The sequence below is a fragment of the Paenibacillus sp. JCM 9796 genome (genome assembly GCF_055379675.1).
Genome location: NZ_AP043723.1, coordinates 4786787 through 4804961, shown reverse-complemented (window position 1 = coordinate 4804961; position 18175 = coordinate 4786787). Strand labels below are relative to the sequence as shown.

The 18175-nt window shown below is 54.0% G+C and carries 20 protein-coding genes; 5 read left to right on the top strand and 15 right to left on the bottom strand.

Annotated elements, in window-relative coordinates; all coding sequences use genetic code 11:
- Nucleotides 1-6 precede the first annotated feature (6 nt).
- The 5 genes from ACZ439_RS23070 to ACZ439_RS23050 form a co-directional block, all read right to left on the bottom strand.
- Nucleotides 7-1674: a peptide ABC transporter substrate-binding protein gene (locus ACZ439_RS23070; RefSeq protein WP_141333765.1), complete on the bottom strand. Its 1668-nt coding sequence runs from the start codon at nt 1672-1674 to the stop codon at nt 7-9.
- A 306-nt stretch (nt 1675-1980) separates the two neighbouring features.
- The gene (locus ACZ439_RS23065; protein ID WP_054797364.1) at nt 1981-2256 is read right to left on the bottom strand and encodes a late competence development ComFB family protein; all 276 of its coding nucleotides are present in this window, start codon (nt 2254-2256) and stop codon (nt 1981-1983) included.
- Nucleotides 2257-2269: 13 nt separating this feature from the next.
- Entirely contained in the window at nt 2270-2665 is a 396-nt protein-coding gene (locus ACZ439_RS23060) for a DUF3397 domain-containing protein (RefSeq protein WP_127608521.1), read from the bottom strand.
- Between the two features lie 27 nt (nt 2666-2692).
- Complete coding sequence (locus ACZ439_RS23055) at nt 2693-3694, bottom strand: ketopantoate reductase family protein (protein ID WP_464620262.1); 1002 nt, start codon at nt 3692-3694, stop codon at nt 2693-2695.
- Nucleotides 3695-3883: 189 nt separating this feature from the next.
- On the bottom strand, nt 3884-4528 hold the full coding sequence (locus ACZ439_RS23050; protein WP_127608519.1) for an RsfA family transcriptional regulator: 645 nt from the start codon (nt 4526-4528) through the stop codon (nt 3884-3886).
- A 301-nt stretch (nt 4529-4829) separates the two neighbouring features.
- On the opposite strand from ACZ439_RS23050, the gene ACZ439_RS23045 reads away from it, so the two are divergent.
- Entirely contained in the window at nt 4830-5060 is a 231-nt protein-coding gene (locus tag ACZ439_RS23045) for a DUF2626 domain-containing protein (protein ID WP_054800017.1), read from the top strand.
- A gap of 56 nt (nt 5061-5116) precedes the next feature.
- Here ACZ439_RS23045 and ACZ439_RS23040 read toward each other — a convergent pair whose 3' ends face one another.
- The gene (locus tag ACZ439_RS23040; protein ID WP_464620261.1) at nt 5117-6232 is read right to left on the bottom strand and encodes a class I SAM-dependent methyltransferase; all 1116 of its coding nucleotides are present in this window, start codon (nt 6230-6232) and stop codon (nt 5117-5119) included.
- 130 nt (nt 6233-6362) lie between these two features.
- Here ACZ439_RS23040 and ACZ439_RS23035 point away from each other — a divergent pair, with 130 nt between their 5' ends.
- The 3 genes from ACZ439_RS23035 (at nt 6363) to ACZ439_RS23025 (ending at nt 9213) form a co-directional block, all read left to right on the top strand.
- Nucleotides 6363-7298: a hypothetical protein gene (locus ACZ439_RS23035; protein ID WP_054800016.1), complete on the top strand. Its 936-nt coding sequence runs from the start codon at nt 6363-6365 to the stop codon at nt 7296-7298.
- 192 nt (nt 7299-7490) lie between these two features.
- On the top strand, nt 7491-8615 hold the full coding sequence (locus ACZ439_RS23030) for a hypothetical protein (RefSeq protein WP_141333769.1): 1125 nt from the start codon (nt 7491-7493) through the stop codon (nt 8613-8615).
- 25 nt (nt 8616-8640) lie between these two features.
- Nucleotides 8641-9213, top strand: coding sequence for a hypothetical protein (locus tag ACZ439_RS23025; protein ID WP_054797361.1), 573 nt, complete (start codon nt 8641-8643; stop codon nt 9211-9213).
- A 34-nt stretch (nt 9214-9247) separates the two neighbouring features.
- Here the strand turns inward: ACZ439_RS23025 and ACZ439_RS23020 are convergent, their stop codons facing one another.
- Nucleotides 9248-10582: a PhoH family protein gene (locus tag ACZ439_RS23020; protein WP_127608515.1), complete on the bottom strand. Its 1335-nt coding sequence runs from the start codon at nt 10580-10582 to the stop codon at nt 9248-9250.
- Nucleotides 10583-10688: 106 nt separating this feature from the next.
- Between ACZ439_RS23020 and ACZ439_RS23015 the strand changes: the two genes are divergently transcribed.
- The gene (locus ACZ439_RS23015; protein ID WP_054797360.1) at nt 10689-11246 is read left to right on the top strand and encodes a YhcN/YlaJ family sporulation lipoprotein; all 558 of its coding nucleotides are present in this window, start codon (nt 10689-10691) and stop codon (nt 11244-11246) included.
- A 41-nt stretch (nt 11247-11287) separates the two neighbouring features.
- On the opposite strand, the gene ACZ439_RS23010 is transcribed toward ACZ439_RS23015, so the two are convergent.
- The 8 genes from ACZ439_RS23010 to ACZ439_RS22975 form a co-directional block, all read right to left on the bottom strand.
- Complete coding sequence (locus tag ACZ439_RS23010) at nt 11288-11740, bottom strand: pyridoxamine 5'-phosphate oxidase family protein (protein ID WP_054797359.1); 453 nt, start codon at nt 11738-11740, stop codon at nt 11288-11290.
- Nucleotides 11741-11878: 138 nt separating this feature from the next.
- Nucleotides 11879-12151: a hypothetical protein gene (locus ACZ439_RS23005; protein ID WP_127608514.1), complete on the bottom strand. Its 273-nt coding sequence runs from the start codon at nt 12149-12151 to the stop codon at nt 11879-11881.
- A complete protein-coding gene (locus tag ACZ439_RS23000) occupies nt 12148-12618 on the bottom strand; it encodes a hypothetical protein (protein WP_054797358.1) in 471 nt (156 codons plus the stop codon). The genes ACZ439_RS23005 and ACZ439_RS23000 overlap by 4 nt, the downstream gene beginning before the upstream one ends.
- Nucleotides 12619-12625: 7 nt before the next feature.
- Nucleotides 12626-12919, bottom strand: a complete 294-nt coding sequence (locus tag ACZ439_RS22995; protein WP_054797357.1) for a YlaH-like family protein — start codon at nt 12917-12919, stop codon at nt 12626-12628.
- 103 nt (nt 12920-13022) lie between these two features.
- Nucleotides 13023-14870, bottom strand: coding sequence for a translational GTPase TypA (typA, locus tag ACZ439_RS22990; RefSeq protein ID WP_054797356.1), 1848 nt, complete (start codon nt 14868-14870; stop codon nt 13023-13025).
- A 185-nt stretch (nt 14871-15055) separates the two neighbouring features.
- Nucleotides 15056-15712 carry a TerC family protein gene (locus ACZ439_RS22985; protein WP_464620260.1) on the bottom strand — a complete coding sequence of 219 codons (657 nt, stop codon included), beginning with the start codon at nt 15710-15712 and terminating at the stop codon, nt 15056-15058.
- A gap of 39 nt (nt 15713-15751) precedes the next feature.
- Nucleotides 15752-16960, bottom strand: a complete 1209-nt coding sequence (gene thiI / locus ACZ439_RS22980) for a tRNA uracil 4-sulfurtransferase ThiI (protein ID WP_464620259.1) — start codon at nt 16958-16960, stop codon at nt 15752-15754.
- A complete protein-coding gene (locus ACZ439_RS22975) occupies nt 16961-18133 on the bottom strand; it encodes a cysteine desulfurase family protein (RefSeq protein ID WP_464620258.1) in 1173 nt (390 codons plus the stop codon).
- Nucleotides 18134-18175 lie beyond the last annotated feature (42 nt).

Genomic DNA, 18175 nt, shown 5'->3' with positions numbered 1-18175 from the left:
ATAAAATTACTTGATAGAAACCCATTTTAATTCCCACTCTTTGGACATCGCCGGCAGAATCAAACCGTCGACATTCACTTTCTTCGCGTACGGACGCGTACGGAAGTAGAGCGGGGCGACCGGTGCGTCGTTCATCAACATTTTCTCGGCGTCAACGAGCATTTGGGAACGTTTCGCCAAGTCAACCTCTTTGTCGGCCGCTTTGACCAGATCATCGTAAGCTTTGCTGTTGTACTGCACGTAGTTAAAAGACTTGTTATCGGACATCCACATGTTAAGGAACGTCATCGGGTCGTTATAGTCCGCGCCCCACAAAGCGATCAACGCGTCAAAGTTGTTCTCCTGCATATTTTTCACGCGAAGTGCGAATGGCAGCGGTTCGCCGTCCACTTCGACTCCCAGATTTTGTTTCCATTGCGCTTGAACAAACTCGATCGTTTTCTTAGCCGTTTCCGTATCGTCGGAAGTCAGCTTGAACTTCGGCAATGACGTCATGTTCAGTTCCTGCAAACCTTCGGCAAGCAGCGCCTTCGCAGCTGCCACGTCGTACGCAAACTGCGTATCGCCCGCTACTTTACGGAACTCTTGCTTGTTGCCGTCCATCACTGTTCCCGGCACCAAACCGGTGGAAGGGATCGAGGCGCCGCCAAGCACAACTTCATTCAACGCTTTCCGGTCTACGGCCATGCCGAGCGCTTTACGTATTTTTGCGTTAGCAAACGCCGGCACTTTGTTGTTATGGAACATGATATAGCTGGTAACAAATTCCTTTTTCAGCGTCAATTCCGGCTTGCCCTGATACATTTGGAATTGATCGCCTTTAAGTTCCGTCAGGTCAACTTGATCCGTCTCAAACATATTCAGAGCCGTATTCGGGTCTTTGACGACGTTAACGGTAACTTTGGTCAACTTCACGTTAGCGGCGTCCCAATAATTTTCGTTTTTGACCATGACGAGCTGCTGCTCATGATCCCACTTTTCCAGCTTGAACGGACCTGCGCCGATTACCTTGTCCGCATCCGCGCCGTATTTGTCGCCTTGCGTTTTCACGAAGTCCGCTTTCTGCGGGAAGAAGATCGGCATGGACAATTGATCGGTGAAGAACGCGACCGGACGCTCCAAGGTGATTTCAAGCGTTCTATCGTCCTTCGCCTTCACGCCGAGCTCCGCTTTCCTGGCTTCGACTTCTTCCGGCTTCGCTGTATTCAAAGCTGTTCCGCCTTTAATCCAGGCAAGCATCGATGCGTATTTCGCTTTCGTGGCCGGATCCAGGGTGCGTTGGTAGGCCCACACGAAGTCATTTGCGGTCAGCGGCGAGCCGTCTGCCCATTTCAAACCGTCACGCAGCGTGATCGTGTACACCAGACCGTCCGGAGAAATGCTCGGCAGCTCTTTAGCTAGCGCCGGCTCCGGCTTGCCTTCCCCGTTAAGACGATACAAACCTTCATTGATCGCATTGATGATCGTGAAGGTCGGGTTTGTCGTAGCAATCGAGCTATCTAAAGCTGGCGGTTCGGCCGATAAATTGATTCGAATTTCTTGCGCCGACGCTTTTCCGGGTTCTGTTGCAGCACCCCCCGCTTGGTCATTGTTGGCATTGCCTGAACATCCCGCAACCGTAGCGCCAAGCACGGCCGTTACAGTCGCCAAGACTAGAAGTTTATTCAACTTCATAGACATCCTCCTCCTCAAATATGTAATTATATGTTAATTCCGAACTATTCCAGAATTCCCACCAAAGTAATATTATCCTGTATTTATTCATTGAATTTATTATCTTTCCAATTGTAAATAGCTGTAACCGTTGCCAGATAGAAATTATACATCCATTGGTCAATAAATTCTAGTACTATTATTTAACATTGGTCAATTATTAGATGATGTAGCCGCACAAAAAAACGCGGCAGCTTCCCTGTTTCCTGAAAAAAAAAGAGCCTATGTCATAGGCTCTCAAATCAGGTACTATTTTATTCGCAACATTTAAGATAAATCCAACTTGCGCACCGAGTTCAACACCTTATCGATCGCATAGGACAATTCGCGGTAAACGTCGGTTTCGGCCTGCATCCCCATCTGGGCCTTGGCAATCACTTCTCCCCTAGCGGTTGAGACGTACTTCGCGGGCAGCCGATTCAGCGCGATGGCCATAATGTCGCTCTGGGACTTCTCGTCCAAAGCGGACAATTGCTCTTGGTGCAGCATTAAATCTTTTAGACACGCTTTCACAACATCCTCCATCAAATTATGTACGTTCAAACGTCTTCTCCTCCTAAGGCTCAAACATATACTTTCCTATTCCCACTACAAGCAGCAATACGTAACAAGCCGTTAGCACAAGGAACCCGAATCTTCCCAGCGTACGGGCGATCTTCATCATATCGATCCGGCCCTTGAGGCGGTTTTGTAAATTTCCGAGCAAACCCGCGGCAACCAGAAACAGAAGCACGATCGTCCACGACAGCATCCCGGAACCGAACAAATTTCGGCTCATGAAGGCGACGGATCCGATAAGAAACAGCGTTGTGATGTCCATACTAAGGTGCGTGGCCTTCCGCTTATCCCGGCTGACCCAATAGGCAATCGTCCAGACGATGAAAAAAGCTACGAAAGGAACAAGAGCAAGCAGCATATAGAGCTGATGAAGCCAACCGATCAGTACATTCATGACATCACCCGATTCGAACGAAATGGTTCAGCCGTTTGCCGAATTCCGCTCCTCCAACGCCTTCACAAGTCGATAGACGCTCTTGTGAACCGTCATGTCAAGCCCGAGGTCCTCACCCTTCCGGATCAGGCTTCCGTTAATGGCTTCGATCTCCGTCCGCCTTCCGGCCAGTATGTCCTGCAGCATAGATGAACGGTTAGTCGCCGTTAGCCTGCAAACTTGAAGCAGACGCTCCCAGAGTCCTGATTCCAACTGAATTCCCAGCGCGGCCGCAACCTTCTCGCCTTCCGCCAGCAAATCGCGCATGTAATCCTGCAGCCCGGAAGTTTGCAAAAGTTCGCCGTTGCGCACGTGCAGAATAGCAGTCAACGGATTAACGACGGCATTGATCAGCAGTTTTTGCCAAATGCGGCTAGTGATGTCATTCGACAGAAAGGTACGAAATCCTGCCGATTCGAGCTCTTTTGCCAGATTTTTTTGTGTTTTTTCCATTAATGAACGCTCCGTCCCCGACACATCCTGAAATCGGGATGAATCCGGCGTCCAAGGCCCTGCCCAGGTTTCGCCCTGACCGGTATGGTCTGCCGCGGTATCCGACCGCTTCAGCGCGGCTTCGGTCGTAACGGCTAGAAGCAGCCGGCCGGCCGGGATATGCGTCGCCAGCGTCTCGGCGTGGCCGATTCCGTTCTGCAAGCAAACGACCCACGACATCGGCCCCATACGGCTTCTCAGGTTCTCGGCCAGCTGAACGGTGATGTCCGTCTGTTTAACGGTCAGGACGATATAATGCAGCTCAGGCGCTTCTGCGACGCCGCGGCTGCCTGCATCCGGCTCATCGATCCGGGTCACGTCCGGGAAGACGCGAAGCGGCGCTTCACCTTCGCGGCCCAGCGTGATCCCCTCTTGCGCCAGCCGCTGTCGTTGTTCCTCCCGCCGCACGACCAGCTCGGTCCTGTAACCCCCGGCCGTCAATTTAACGGCAAACAATATCCCGAGCGCTCCTGCGCCAACAATGGTGTATCGACCCAAACGAACGTCACTTCCTTATCGGGTTTCTCGAACTTCTTCTCCCAACTCTACCATAAAAGCCAGGTCCGGTCGAAGGTTCTCGCCCCGCATCAGGTCCGCTCTGCCGAAAGCACAAAAACCTCCGTTCGGTTCCGGCACCATGATCCGGCATACCAAGAGGAGGCTTCGTTTTCTCGCAGTCAGACATTATCATTCAATACGTTCCAGGTTTCCATTCTCATCCATCTTAAAGCGCGCCTTCGTCTCCTCGTCTTCTTCCACGAGAAAGGCCAGCTTCCGCGCCCGATCCATGATTTGTATAAGCGCTTTATAATCGTCGTTCACGACCCGGTAATCGGTAGAAACGTCGCTAACTTGCTTGTTCAGTTCCTCATTCTCGCTCCGCAAACGCTCCAATTCATCCTGCTTGTCGTTCAATTCCTTCTCCAGCTGACGCAAATGGCGCACCATCTCTTGATAGCTGCCCTTCCACTGCCGTAAAAAGCGGATCACTGCGTCGATCGAAAGCTCTTCGACGATTCCGTCCGTCCGTACGCTTGACGAGTCGGTTATGACCCCAACGCCGCCGGATACGCTTGCGAACGCATTCGCGTGCTTGCGCTGCTGGTTGCGCTTCTGACGCTGCGCTTTCGCTATTTGTATCGCCGCTTCATACTTTTTACGAACGAAACTATTCCAGCGAAAGCCGCAAGCCGCTGCGGTTCTACCTATTTTTTCCCCTACTTCTTCAAACGCGGAAAGCTGCGTACTTCCTTCACGAATATGACGCAATGTCACCTCCGCTAAAATTAAGTCGTCTTCATCGCTCCATGCATCTTGTCGAATTGCGGTCATTGAAGCAGTCCTCCTAACCCCTGGGGTTTCATCCATCTATGATGGTCGTGCTGAACATGTTGCATTACCTTATCTCTATGCCCATGGTAGAGTTCATAGAATACTTTTCTAGTATTTTGTATTGCCATTTTTACAAGCAGTCATACATGTTTCCTTGCAATAGGGTTAACATATATATACCGATCGTAAAATTGACTTAAATTCGTCACCGATTGGGCGTTTACACGTTAGACAGCTTTCGCTATAATGTTGGATAGTAATGTTAGTTTTTGAATTGTGAGCTTAGAGAGGGGGATGCACAATGGATCGCATGTTTCGCGTACTCGGCTTCTGGACACTGGCGATCGGGCTTATGGCTCTAGCCGGCGACTTTATTCCGATGGCGCTTCTCTTTTTCGCCCAAACGGCCATTTTCGTACTGCTCGGTTACTTGAAGCTGTCCGAACGCACCTACATATTGCTTTTCTGGGGCTACATGATTCTCTCGTTCTCAGGGGTTACGTATTGGTCATTCTTCAAAATGTCCATTTAATCTCTCCCAGACTCGGCAATGAATTTGAAAAAGGTGAACCGCATCTAAGCTGCGGCTCACCTTTTTTGTTGAATCAATACTTTAAACAGCTCGCTCATCCGGTCCGACAGCAGCAGTTGACGGATCGCCCGATTGCGCCGCGCCGCCGGGGAGAACGGATCACGGGCGTCATGATCCTGCAGCCCGTCAAGGATACCGTGCTCGACCAAAAATTGCTTTTGTGTGAAGTACGCGACCGTTTCCAGCCCTGCTTCCTCGCCCGCCTCCATCAAAGCGCTGAAATTGACATGTGCCGTAATATCCTGCTCGCCGACATGCTCAAGCGGGGTATCGCTCGCCTGATGTCCGCGGTAACAAAGCAGCGTCCCGTTCATCCGATGCGCCGCATGCAGCTCTTCCCGCGTATGACCGTAGTCGATCGTCAACACGCGGCATCCCGGGGCAAGCCGCCGGGCCGCCTGTCCATACCAGCGAAGCGAGTCCAAACTCGCTTCGAACCGCTGACCTTCCCGCTCCGGCAGATTTTCCGCCTCGATATAACGCAACAGTTCTTCGTTCCTTACCGGCTGCTCCGTTTCCTTGAACGAGCACGTGTCACCGTCGTAACGGACGCCAAGCTCCATCCAGCCCTTCGCCCGCCGGACAAGCCGATGAACCGGAAAAGCGTCCGGCAGCTCGTTCGAGAACAGGATCGCCTGCGCCCAAGTCCCTCCAGCCATCCAGCTTTCCGGCGTTATGAATTGCACGCGACCGGCATGAGAGGCCAGCGCCTCCGTTTGAAGCCGCCGGTGGTACGGACTCGCCTCGACGCTTGTATACATCACCTGTCTGTACACCGAGGCATCCGCTTCCTTCAATGCGTCGAGAAACTGCCGCGCAAACCGGCCGTCCCCCCCGCCCCACTCGACAAATTGCAGCGCCGCTCCTCGATCCACTGACTTCGCCGCGCCAATCGTATAGTGCGCGACGCATTCCCCTAGCAAAGCGCCGACCGAGGAGGCTGTGTAAAAATCGCCGGATCGACCGATTTTTTCTTGTTCCTTCATATAATATCCATACTTCGGATCGTATAAGGCCATCTCCATAAAATCCCTGAACGGGATCCAGCCGCCTTCGCTGTCCGCAATCTTATTGCGAATGATCCCCGCAAGTCCGGTCTCAACCTGATGCATGATCCCACCGCCTCAAACCATTTTACTACAGACAAAGCGCACCCGAATCGTTATAATTATACGGGTACCTCATTTCCATATTCATCGAGATTACTACATGATCCTATCCAATTCTAGGGGGCAGAATGAGATGTCCATCTCTCGCTTCACGCGATACGCCGCGTTGTTTGGCCTTACCGTTCTGCTTGTATCGGGCTGTACCGACCGCCAGCAGTTGAAAGAAGAGTGGCAGCAAGCCGCCGCCAAGCAAGAGCAAGCGTTAAGCTATCAATTCTCCGGCGAGCTTGACCTGCAGCTCGACGCCTCCCTGTTCGAGGGCGCTCCACCGTTAACCGCAGGCCTGTTGTCCGTCTTTAAAGAAAGCCGGATCGCCTATAGCGGCAAAGCTTCGCTTAACGAACCCGTTCAACTCGAAGCCGACGTCAAGTTGACGCCCAAGGGCGCAGACAGCGGGCTGGAGCTTCCAATCTTACTTAAAGATAACAAATTGTACTTGCATATGCCAGCCGTCAACAAAACGGACGAATTTTTCATGCTGCCCCTTGGATCCAATGCCGATCGACTGAAGAACACCGGCCGAATGTCGGCCTCTGTCAGCGGCAAGCTGCTGCAAGCCGCGAACCCAGACTGGCTTGAATCCAGCGGAAACGATGAGCCGCTCGCGGGCGGAGAAACGGCCAAACACATCTCCATGCTGGTGACGGATAAAAATAAGCAGCAAGCCGCTTCTTATTTGGCCGCCGTTCTGCCCGCTATAGCCGACGAATGGCTGAGCAGCGGCTTGATCGGCGAAGCGCAAGCGAAAGCATGGAAGGAAGCGAGCCGTTCGCTGCAAGTGACAGCCCCTTCTTCGCTGGAGACCTGGATCGATAGCCAAGGGTTTATTCGCCAGCAGAAAGCACAGCTTCGTTTCACCTTGAAAGAGGGCGGCGCAGTCCACGCCATCCAGTGGACGCATCGAATAGATGCCGTCAATCAACCGCAGACGTTCGAGAAAGAAACGCCGAAGCTATTGAAGAATACGGATGAGATTTTGCGCCTGCTGCCCAAAGCCTCTCCGAACTAAAAGAACGTGCCGCACCGCCGGCTTATGAACGGGTACCTTCTATGCAGACACGGCAAATAAAAGCCGAAAAGTCTACACGGAAGGTATTTTTATTAGCGCAGCTATCGGCCGCCGAACCGGCTGCTCCAAAATTTTGTTGTCATCTTTTTCCCCTTCCTATGATAATCTGTAGTTAAGAGGGACTGGAGGGACATGCGGGTGAAGATGCGAAAATGGGCGTTCCTGGGGCTGCTCTTGGCCGTTGTATACATACCGGTTCTATATCCTGCTTACAGCGCGGAAACCGGACAACCGTCGAATAAGGAACTGCTGCAAAAAGGATTGACGATCTTCGAAATCGACCAAGAGCTCCAACGAATCGAAGCGCAGGAAACGGAACTGCAGAGTCAAATCGCGTCCGCGGAGAACAATCTGGCGTCCGCGGAAGCGGCTTCCCGTGAGGCCCGCGTGCATGCGGCCAAAGTGATCCGCGCTTATTATATGGGAGACCGGGATTCGCTGTGGACGCTGCTGTTCGCCGCACGTTCGTTCTCCGACGGCTTGGCAACGCTTGAATATTTGCAAATGATAATCCGCAACGATAAACTGGCCTTAGGCCGGCATCAGGAAGCCTGGAAGCAGCAGTCGCAGATCAAGCAGTCGCTGGACGCGGCAAGCGCATCGCTGCAGCAGGCGAAGCAGCGTTATATCGAACAACGCGCGAAGCTCGTGGCGCTGCAGGATGAAGTGGACCGGCAGCTTGCTTCGCAAGAAGTGCAGGCCGTTAGCCTGCAGCAGCAGATGCTCGATCTCAACCGGTTGTGGTATGAGCAAGGCCTCCCCCAATTCAAGACGTACTTTAGGGAGCTGGCCCGAGCGATGCAGGATTTGCCCGAAATCATGTCGGGCAAAAACGGTGCCATACAAAGCAACAAAATCAGCCTGTTCGATAACGGCCTTCATTCCACGTTTCAGCTGACGGACGCCGAGCTCAACGATTATTTGCGTTCGAAGAACACGATGTTTCAAAATTTAACGTTTCATTTTTTACAGGATCAAGTGATCGCTTCCGGCTCACACGAAGGCATCGAGCTTTCGGTGAAGGGCACCTACATGCTGGCGACGAAAGAAACCGGGGGTTCAAAAAAGCCTTATATTCGCTTCCGTATCGATGAGCTGCAGTTTAACGGCTTTCTGCTGCCGGACACCACGGTGGAATCGCTGGAGAAGGAAATCGATCTGAGCATTTATCCGGAGAAACTGGCGCCGTACTTGCAGGTAACCGAAGTGAAGCTGGAGGAAGGCAAGTTGAAGATTATTTTTAAACTGTTGTTTTAATCTGTCCGAGAGGTGACCGATTCCTATGGATTTCATGTTGAAATATGCGTTAGCCATGCATATGCCCGAAGGCAAAAGAGCCGGCTATTACGCACAAATCGTCAAGGCGTTGGCGGAACGCACGTCGCTGTTCGATCGGGACAAGGAACTGCTGATCTTCTCTTCCCCCGAAGAGCGCTCGGCGGCAGAACCGGTCATGACGCAGTACGCCGTTCCTGCCGAACCGATCGATTTGCTCCTGCTGCCTGCGAGCCTGCAGGCTCGCCCCACCTTCACCGACTTCGGCTTCGTCAGCCGCTTGGAGCAGCAGCCTTATCTTTACGCCGATATGGCGGCGCTGTTTCAACTCACCCACGCTCCAGCCGCGTCGCGTTCTTACGAGCCCGCCTCGGCGGCCGCTCAGCTGGACGAGCATGTGCTCGCCGATTGGCCTGCAGCATTCGACCCGGATGGTAAAGACGGCGCCGGTGACGATTACGGCCGGACGATCTTCGCCATCGAGGCGCAGCATGACCGGCTGGTTGAAGCCATCGCCGAAGCCTACGGCTGCGCGGTGCAGTGGCGATATCGGCCACAGCCTGCCCCCCACGCCAAATAAAGCCCTGGCCGATTCGGCCAGGGCTCTCTTCAGTTTACAGCAAATCCGCCGCCAGCTGTGCGAGGTTCGAACGTTCGCCCCGCTCCAGCATGATGTGACCGCTGATGCTTTGCTCCTTGAAGCGCTCGACAACATAGGTCAAGCCGTTGCTCGAGGCGTCCAGGTAAGGATGGTCGATCTGCTCCGGATCGCCGAGCAATACGATTTTACTGCCTTCGCCGACACGGGATACGATCGTTTTGACCTCGTGTTTGGACAAGTTTTGCGCCTCGTCGATAATAATAAACTGCCCCGGGATCGAACGGCCGCGGATATAGGTCAGCGCTTCGACCTGAATACTGCCGAGGCCGGCGAGAATTTTATCGATGTCGCCCGGCTTTTTCGTATCAAACAAAAACTCGAGGTTGTCGTACACCGGCTGCATCCAAGGCCGCAGCTTCTCATCCTTTTCCCCCGGCAAATACCCGATGTCCTTGCCCATCGGCACAACCGGGCGGGCGATCAGCAGCTTCTTGTACTTTCGCTCGTCCTCCACCTTCATAAGCCCCGCAGCAAGCGTCAGCAGCGTCTTCCCTGTACCGGCCTTACCCGTCAACGTCACAAGCGGCACATCGTCGTTGAGCAGCAGCTCGAGCGCCATCCGTTGTTGGGCGTTGCGGGCCGCTATCCCCCAGATCGGATCATTGCTCATGTAAAGCGGCTCGAGCTTACGGCCGTCGGCATTCACCTTCAGCAGCGCCGACTTGCTCGTGCCCATCTCATCCTTCAGAATGACGAACTCGTGCGGATGCAGCGGGTACGTCAAGTTCAACGAATTAACGCTCAGCGAACGGTAAGTGTAAAACTCATCGATGATGGCCGGGTGCACATGAAGCGTCAAGTGACCGCTGTAAATATCGTCAGCGACATTCACGACCCGATCCGTCAAGTAGTCCTGGGCCGTGATGCCGAGAACGTCGGCTTTAATGCGCACAAGCATGTCCTTGCTAACCAGTATGACCGGACGCGGCTCAGACCGCTCCTGCTCTTCCAGATGATAGTTCAACGCCACCGCCAAAATGCGGTTGTCGTTGTTTGCATCCGCAAACACTTCCTGAAGCTTGGCAAAGCTTCTGTGATTAAGCTCCACCTTCAAGCTGCCGCCGCTCGGCAGGGCGATGCCTTCGTACAAATGGCCGTTTGCCCTTAGCGCGTCCAGCATCCGGGAAATTTGCCGGGAATTGCGCCCGAGCTCGTCGGCGTTTCGCTTCTTCGAGTCAATTTCTTCCAACACAATGGCAGGGATGATGACTTCATTATCCTCAAAGGCGTAAATCGCATTGGGATCCTGCAACAGGACATTCGTATCCAACACATAAATTTTTTTCATGTGAGTCCCTCCCGGGTCTGGTGTTTGGCTCTATGCGATACATAGGAATTTGGCCGTGAGGACAAACTAACCAAAGCTGATGCTGCAGAGAAAGGATCGATGACGAATGAAAATGTTTGTCGCGGCAATCTTGTTGTTGTCCGCTGCTTTAGCAGGATGTAACCAATCACCAAAGAATGGAGCTTCCACCTCTCAAGCTGCTGATCCGAACCAACAGGTCAAGGCCCAGCAAACGGCACCGCAGAAGAAAGAAATTACTGACCCGCAGACGGTAGCGAAGCGGCTGGAACAAATCGCCCTCAGCGTTCCGAATGTAGAAAGCGCCAATTGCGTCGTGTTCGGAAATACGGCGATCGTCGGCATCAATGTGCCGCCGGGGATGGATCGGTCAAGGGTCGGTACCATCAAACTTTCCGTAGCGGAAGCATTAAAGAAAGATCCGTACGGCGTCGATGCCTTCGTAACCGCAGATATGGATTTAGGCGAACGTTTACAGAAAATCCGGAATCAACTTCAAAACGGCCGGGGCATTAACGGGCTTGCAGAAGAAATGGCTGCGATCATCGGGCGAATCATTCCGCAGATACCGCGCGACGTCGACCCCATTCGACCGAACGAACCGCAGAACAGCGGCAATCCGCAAGTCCCCAACCCATCGCTTTAATAAAAAATCGTGTGCAAAAAAGCCTAGAAACGAAAACGGATCTAGGCTTTTTTCATGGCGCTGAACACTTGCGTATCCAGTTTCTCAGCGGCACGCTTGTCATACGTCTTCTCATATTCAGGTTGAACCGAAATGCGCGCTCCGTAAAACATCCCATCGCGAACTTCCGTTACTTCAATATCGAAGCAGGCCAGTTTGAATGGCACCTCGTCGAGAGCATCGGTAACCAGACGCGCTTTGCCGTAAATGGCATGGACGGAACCGGCACCAATATAAGTTAATGTGACCAGCGGATTGGCCTTCATATTCGTTATGAGCCGAGAACGTTGATCCACGGCGAAACGAATCGTGGAAGCATCCTTGGCGAACAGCCATGAAATGGCATTCATGGTCGGCGAACCGCTTTCGTGATCGATCGTGCTCAAAAGGGTGAGCGCTTCTTTCTGCAAATGTTCGATCAGTTGCTCGGATAGTGCTGTGATCGTTTCCGCCATAGAGTCTCCTCCTGTGTTAATAGTTCCTATTGCTACATCCATTATATCATACGCAAATTGGTACAGCTACCGATAGTTGCAACAGACACTCCCTTCACATTTGAATACTTTATTTTATCTAAATGTCCGGAAATTATGTCATTCGTTATATTTGGGATTCGAATTAATATCGGTCAGCAGCTGCTCGGCCAATTCCCGGTCGTACCGCTGCATGCGGGTTTGTCCGTCCTGCTCGTACTCCACGCGGTACAAATCGTCGTTCTCCTCATAAGAGAACCGGCTCAAGGCATGGTCCTCCCGTAAGATGAGCTCGAAAAAATCTTTCGTTTCGCGCGCCGCTCCGTCCTCCGGACGTGCTTCGGCCACGATGCTGATTTGCAGCCAGTTAAACAATGTATCCTGCAAATTCATCGATCGACTCCGTCCTCTCTCAGCATAATGATCCGGTCGCCCCGCAATAACCAGGCTCGCAGCGCGGCCGCCCACTCTTCCGTCCCCGGCTCGAGATCGGCTAGACTTAACAAACGGGCTGCTTCTCCGGGCGAAGGCAGGCCCGATAAATAAGCTTCCGCGCAATGCGAAAGCGGCCACCCCGCGGAAGGCTCCTCGTCAGTCGCCGTCGAAGCCTCCAGGCTGCGCAGCACAATCGGCCCGGCAGATCCGAGGGCAAACGGCAGATCATCCGTGCCGCAAGCGTCCAGCGCCTCGTCAGCTACAAGCAGATGGGCTTTGAACGCCAGCAGCAGCCGCGGATGAACCGCTTGCAGCGCACGCACAAAGCGGTCGCGTTTATCAGCCGGGGCCAGCGCGAATCTCTCCTCACTGAACACCGCGGTTTCGCCGTCCCATTCCAGCGGCACAAGCCAGTACGTCGCCATGCGAACTTCACTCCTTGCCAGGATCAGTGGGTTTACCCTTATTGATGCGTTCCTGTACGAAATAACGCAGGCGAAGCGTCAGCATCAAGCCCACGGCCACCGATAAGCTCAAGATGATCGGCAAGCCCGCCAATTGAAAGAACAACAGCATCAAGGAGCCGAGCGCAAGCAGCAAATAAATGACCGCTTCTTTCAGCAAAGGCAGCTTGCGCGCCCGAAACACTTTGTTGTATACGTATGTAAGAAGAACGAATATAAGCACGTAAGCGATCCAAGGATGCGCCCTAAACCATTCGAGCATACGTACCGACACCTCCGGTTCCAAAGGGATAGAATAGTTATGAAGAAAGCTCTGATCGCTCAGAGCTTTCCCCGCTTAATGTTACGAAGTTATAGTTAGTTAGTTAGACGCTGCTTTCCGCCATCTTGCGGTGCTTCTCGAAGCGCTCGCGCTCGCTCTTGTTCAAAATCTTCTTGCGCAAGCGAATCGATTTCGGCGTAATCTCGCAATACTCGTCGTCGTTCAAATATTCCAGTGCTTGTTCCATCGAGTGGATGCGCGGCGTCTTCAGACGTACGGTCTCCTCTTTCGTTGCGGAACGAACGTTGGTCAGCTGCTTCTCTTTACAGATGTTCACGATGATGTCGGTATCGCGGTTATGCTCGCCGACGATCATGCCCTCATAAACTTCCGTGCCCGGCTCCAGAAACAGGATGCCGCGGTCTTCCACGGAAAGCATGCCGTAGAAGGTCGACGTTCCCGTCTCGCTGGAGACGAGTACCCCTTCGTGACGTCCGCCTACGCCGCTGCCGGCGTAAGGACCGTAGCTGTCGAACGCATGGTTCATCACGCCGTAACCGCGCGTCAGCGTCAGGAAATAGGTGCGGTAACCGATCAATCCGCGGGCCGGAATCAGGAATTCCAGACGCACATTGCCGTTGCCGTTGTTAATCATGTTAACCATCTCGGCTTTGCGCGTACCGAGACTTTCCATAACGGAACCCATGCTGTCTTCCGGCACGTCGATGATCAGGCGCTCGATCGGCTCCATCTTCTGGCCGTCGATCTCTTTAATGATAACTTCCGGTTTCGATACTTGAAGCTCGAAGCCTTCGCGGCGCATATTCTCAATCAGAATCCCGAGATGAAGCTCGCCGCGGCCGGAAACGATGAACGCATCCGGGCTGTCGGTTTCTTCAACGCGCAGCGAGACGTCGGTCTCCAGCTCTTTCATCAGCCGTTCGCGCAGCTTCCTCGACGTGACGTGCTTCCCTTCACGGCCGGCGAACGGACTGTTGTTGACGAGGAACGTCATTTGCAGCGTCGGCTCGTCGATCTTCAGCACCGGGAGCGCCTCAGGGTTAGCCGGATCGGCCAGCGTTTCGCCGATATTGATGTCTTTAATACCGGAAATCGCAACGATATCACCGGCACCCGCTTCTTCGATCTCCAAACGTTTCAGCCCCTGGAAGCCGAACAGCTTTTCCACGCGCGCCTGTTTAATTTGACCTTCGCGGTTGATGACGGCGATCTGCTGACCTTGGCGGACGACGCCGCGGTTCACCCGGCCGATGGCGATACGGCCCAGGTACTCGTTATAATCCATCAACGTGACCAAAAATTGCAGCGGCTCTTCTACGCTTTCCGTCGGAGCCGGAATATGATTCACGATCGTATCGTACAAGGCCTGCATGTTGTTTTCCTGTTTAGCAGGATCCGGATCAAGGCTGGACGTTCCCATCAGAGCGGACGCATAGGCGACGGGGAAATCCAATTGCGCGTCGTCGGCGCCAAGCTCGATGAACAAATCGAGCACCTCGTCTACCACTTCGGCCGGACGGGCGTTCGGACGGTCGATTTTGTTCACGACGACGATCGGCGTCAAGTGCTGCTCCAACGCTTTGCGCAGCACGAACTTCGTTTGCGGCATCGTGCCTTCGAACGCATCAACAACGAGCAGAACGCCGTCAACCATCTTCATAATCCGTTCCACTTCGCCGCCGAAGTCGGCGTGGCCCGGCGTATCCACGATATTAATCAAGTAGTCTTTGTAACTGATGGCGGTGTTTTTAGCCAAAATGGTAATGCCCCGCTCACGCTCCAAGTCATTGGAGTCCATGGCTCTCTCCTGCACCGCTTCATTGTCCCGGAACGTACCGGATTGCTGGAGAAGCTTGTCGACAAGCGTCGTTTTCCCGTGATCGACGTGGGCAATAATAGCAATATTGCGAATTTTATCTCTGGCATGCATAGGTGGTTTTAATTCCTCTCTTCTAATTTGGCCTGCGAAGCCCGTTCAACAAAGAAGCGTCGACTCAAGAAGCGCCGACGCATCATTCCATATTCCATTATACGTGCGATTACGGCAAAAGGCAAGGAAATCGCCGATATTTACGCACCGTAAACATTCGCCATTTCGACACGAAGCTAGGAATGCTACGGCCTGACGATCAGCTTCTTCAACACGCCGCTGACGATTACGATGACCGTTGTGACGGTCGGCAGCACGTAATGCGGGATATCTCCGAGCACGAGATGCGAAATTTGCTCGTCCGCCATGAACATTTCACCCGCTGTATATCCTAAAATGCCCGCTCCCAAAAATACGAGCACCGGAAACTTTTTCAACAAAGTCACCACGAGGTTGCTGCCCCAGATAATGATCGGAATGCTGAGCCCGATTCCTAAAATGATGACGCCGACTTCGCCCTTTGCCTTGGCTGCGATCGCCAGTACGTTGTCCAGGCTCATGACGAAGTCGGCCAAAATAATAGTCGAGATCGCCTTGCCGAGCGTGGACGCTTCCTTCACGTCCGAATGCCCATCTTCGTCAATCAGCAGCTTAATGGCGATCCAGAGCAGCAGCAGCGATCCGATTCCTTGAATGTAAGGGATGTCCAGCACATAAACGGCGGCTAGCGTCAATAAAACCCGCAGCGCGATGGCGCCGAATGCCCCCCACCATATCGCTTGCTTGCGCTGGGCCACAGGCAAATTTTTACTGGCAAGCGCGATAACTACCGCGTTGTCTCCGCTCAGCACGATATTGATCAGCATAATTTCCAGAAACAAGACGATATTGTCCCAGAGCATGAATACCCCCCATTTCCCTATATACAGGTGAGCTTACGGCTAGAAAAAGGCGTCGAAGCGGTCGAACCGCTCGCCGGCTTCTATCCAGGTTGTTTCCGTCCGGAGAACCGCGTCTTCGATCGCTTCCTCCAGCCAAGGCATGTTGCGCTCGATACTGTGGATGACGTTCAAATTCGGATTGGTGCTTGGACTGGGCGGCAGAAACAGCGTGCAGCAATCTTCGTGCGGCAATATCGAGATATGAAAAGTATCGATCATTTCCGCGATTTTAATAATTTCCTTTTTTTCCATACAAATGAGCGGCCTTAGCACCGGCATCTGAACGGCGCGGCCGATCGCGTCCATGCTGGCCAGCGTTTGGCTTGCGACCTGCCCCAAGCTTTCACCGGTGATGATCGCTCCGGCGCCCCCGGCCTCGGCCAGCTTCTCGGTAATCCGGAACATGGCGCGCCGCAGCAATGTAATCAGCAAGTTTTGCGAGTACGCTTGATGAATACGCGTTTGCACTTCGGTGAACGGCACCATGTGCAGCTTGACCGAGCCGCCGTAAGGAGCGAGCCGCCGCACCAGGTCTCTTACCTTCTGCTGGGATTGCTCGCTGGTGTACGGATAGCTGTGAAAATGAACGGCCTCCACCTTCAGCCCTTGGCGCATAGCCAAATACCCGGCTACCGGACTGTCGATGCCGCCGGACAACATGAGCGCAGCCCGTCCGTTCGAGCCGAGCGGAAAGCCGCCCGCGCCCTGATCCACGCGGCAGTACAGCCATGCCGCCTCTTCGCGAAGCTCCACCTTCAGCTCCGTGTCGGGCCGATGCACATCGACCTTCAGCTCCGGCAGCGCGCGAAGCACCGCCCCGCCGACCAGACGGTTCATCGCCTGCGAATCGTGCGGAAAGCTTTTGTTAACACGGCGGACGGTCACCTTGAAGGTGTCCGGCTGCGGCGTCAGCGCCTCCATCATGGAGGCGGCCGCCTCTTGAATGCGCTCCAGCTCCAGTTCGGTGCTGACCACCGGACTTATCGAAGCGAGCCCGAACACGCGCTTCAGCGGCGGCAAAACATCTTCGTACGGCACGCCGTTCAAGTGAAGCATGATCCGGCCGAATTCCCGTTCGAACCGGATCGCCGGAAAGGGCCTGAGCCCTCGTTTCACCTGTTCGAACACCGTTTTCTCAAAACGGTGCCTATTTTTTCCTTTCAAAACCAATTCCCCGTAGCGAAGCACAGCCAGTTGCGCTTGATTCATCTAGTTTCGTCCTTTCCGGCTACGTGCGGTAACCTGCGGTTTAACGGCTTTCAACACCTCGGTAAGCATGCGGTCGAACCGCTCCACATCCCCAAGCGTTTGCTGCAATGAATAACTTAGACGTATACCGCTGCGGGCAGCGGCGTCCGTATACCCCATAGCTGTCAATATGCGACTGGGCTTCTCCACGGAGGACGAACATGCCGACCGCGCCGAGACGAAGATGCCTCGCTGCTCAAGCGCGTGAACGAGCACCTCCGATTTCATGCCCGGATAAGTGAAGTGAATCAGATGCGGTGCCATGCCTCCAGGCTCGTCCGTTCCGCTAAGCATCAGCTCCGGATGGGAGCCGATTACGGCCTCCAGCTTCGTTCGCAGCTCCGCGGTATGAGCCGCAAACTGCGGCTGCTGCTGAACGGCGATCCGGACTGCCTTAGCCATGCCGACGATCGCCGGCACGTTCTCGGTGCCGGATCGCAGCCCTTGCTCCTGGCCTCCCCCATACAGCAGGGGCTGCAGCTCCACCCCGGAACGGATGTACAGAAATCCCGTTCCTTTCGGCCCGCCGAGCTTATGCGCCGCGCAGGTAAGCAGGTCGGCCCCCAATTCCTGCGGGACCACCTGCAGCTTGCCCAGAGCTTGTACCGCATCGACGTGGAACAGCGTCTTCACGCGGGGACGCAGCAGCTCTCCGATTTCCCGGATCGGCTGCACGCGGCCCATTTCGTTATTCACATACATGACGCTTACAAGAATCGTATCGTCGGTCAATGCGGCGCGCAGCGCATCCATGTCAATCCGGCCGGTGCGGTCGACCGGCACGTAGGTCACGCGGAACCCTTCTTGTTCCAGCTGCCGGAACGTGGCGTAAACCGAGTCGTGTTCGATTTGAGACGCGATCAAGTGCGTGCCGCGGTGCCGGTAACGATAGGCGGCCCCTCTTATCGCCCAATTGTTGCTTTCCGTGCCGCCGGACGTAAACCGAATTTCCGCAGCCTTACAGTGAAGCGCAGACGCAATCGTTTCCCGGCTGCGGGCGACGAGCGTCTGCGCGTCGATACCGAGGCGGTGCAGCGAAGACGGATTCCCGTAATAGGTTTTCATGACTTCCGTCATCGTGTCAATAACTTCGGGCAGCATCGGCGCAGTCGCCGCATAATCCAAATATAACAAGTCTATGAGCCTCCGCTTCCAATAAGTACTAGCCGTCTAACG

What these genes read in the sequence shown, in the direction of transcription:
- ACZ439_RS23070 (WP_141333765.1), bottom strand. Translation starts at nt 1,674, where the DNA reads ATGAAGTTGAATAAACTTCTAGTCTTGGCGACTGTAACGGCCGTGCTT.
- ACZ439_RS23060 (WP_127608521.1), bottom strand. Translation starts at nt 2,665, where the DNA reads ATGAATGTACTGATCGGTTGGCTTCATCAGCTCTATATGCTGCTTGCT.
- ACZ439_RS23050 (WP_127608519.1), bottom strand. Translation starts at nt 4,528, where the DNA reads ATGACCGCAATTCGACAAGATGCATGGAGCGATGAAGACGACTTAATT.
- ACZ439_RS23045 (WP_054800017.1), top strand. Translation starts at nt 4,830, where the DNA reads ATGGATCGCATGTTTCGCGTACTCGGCTTCTGGACACTGGCGATCGGG.
- ACZ439_RS23040 (WP_464620261.1), bottom strand. Translation starts at nt 6,232, where the DNA reads ATGCATCAGGTTGAGACCGGACTTGCGGGGATCATTCGCAATAAGATT.
- ACZ439_RS23035 (WP_054800016.1), top strand. Translation starts at nt 6,363, where the DNA reads ATGTCCATCTCTCGCTTCACGCGATACGCCGCGTTGTTTGGCCTTACC.
- ACZ439_RS23030 (WP_141333769.1), top strand. Translation starts at nt 7,491, where the DNA reads ATGCGGGTGAAGATGCGAAAATGGGCGTTCCTGGGGCTGCTCTTGGCC.
- ACZ439_RS23025 (WP_054797361.1), top strand. Translation starts at nt 8,641, where the DNA reads ATGGATTTCATGTTGAAATATGCGTTAGCCATGCATATGCCCGAAGGC.
- ACZ439_RS23020 (WP_127608515.1), bottom strand. Translation starts at nt 10,582, where the DNA reads ATGAAAAAAATTTATGTGTTGGATACGAATGTCCTGTTGCAGGATCCC.
- ACZ439_RS23015 (WP_054797360.1), top strand. Translation starts at nt 10,689, where the DNA reads ATGAAAATGTTTGTCGCGGCAATCTTGTTGTTGTCCGCTGCTTTAGCA.
- ACZ439_RS23010 (WP_054797359.1), bottom strand. Translation starts at nt 11,740, where the DNA reads ATGGCGGAAACGATCACAGCACTATCCGAGCAACTGATCGAACATTTG.
- ACZ439_RS23005 (WP_127608514.1), bottom strand. Translation starts at nt 12,151, where the DNA reads ATGAATTTGCAGGATACATTGTTTAACTGGCTGCAAATCAGCATCGTG.
- ACZ439_RS23000 (WP_054797358.1), bottom strand. Translation starts at nt 12,618, where the DNA reads ATGGCGACGTACTGGCTTGTGCCGCTGGAATGGGACGGCGAAACCGCG.
- ACZ439_RS22995 (WP_054797357.1), bottom strand. Translation starts at nt 12,919, where the DNA reads ATGCTCGAATGGTTTAGGGCGCATCCTTGGATCGCTTACGTGCTTATA.
- typA (WP_054797356.1), bottom strand. Translation starts at nt 14,870, where the DNA reads ATGCATGCCAGAGATAAAATTCGCAATATTGCTATTATTGCCCACGTC.
- ACZ439_RS22985 (WP_464620260.1), bottom strand. Translation starts at nt 15,712, where the DNA reads ATGCTCTGGGACAATATCGTCTTGTTTCTGGAAATTATGCTGATCAAT.
- thiI (WP_464620259.1), bottom strand. Translation starts at nt 16,960, where the DNA reads ATGAATCAAGCGCAACTGGCTGTGCTTCGCTACGGGGAATTGGTTTTG.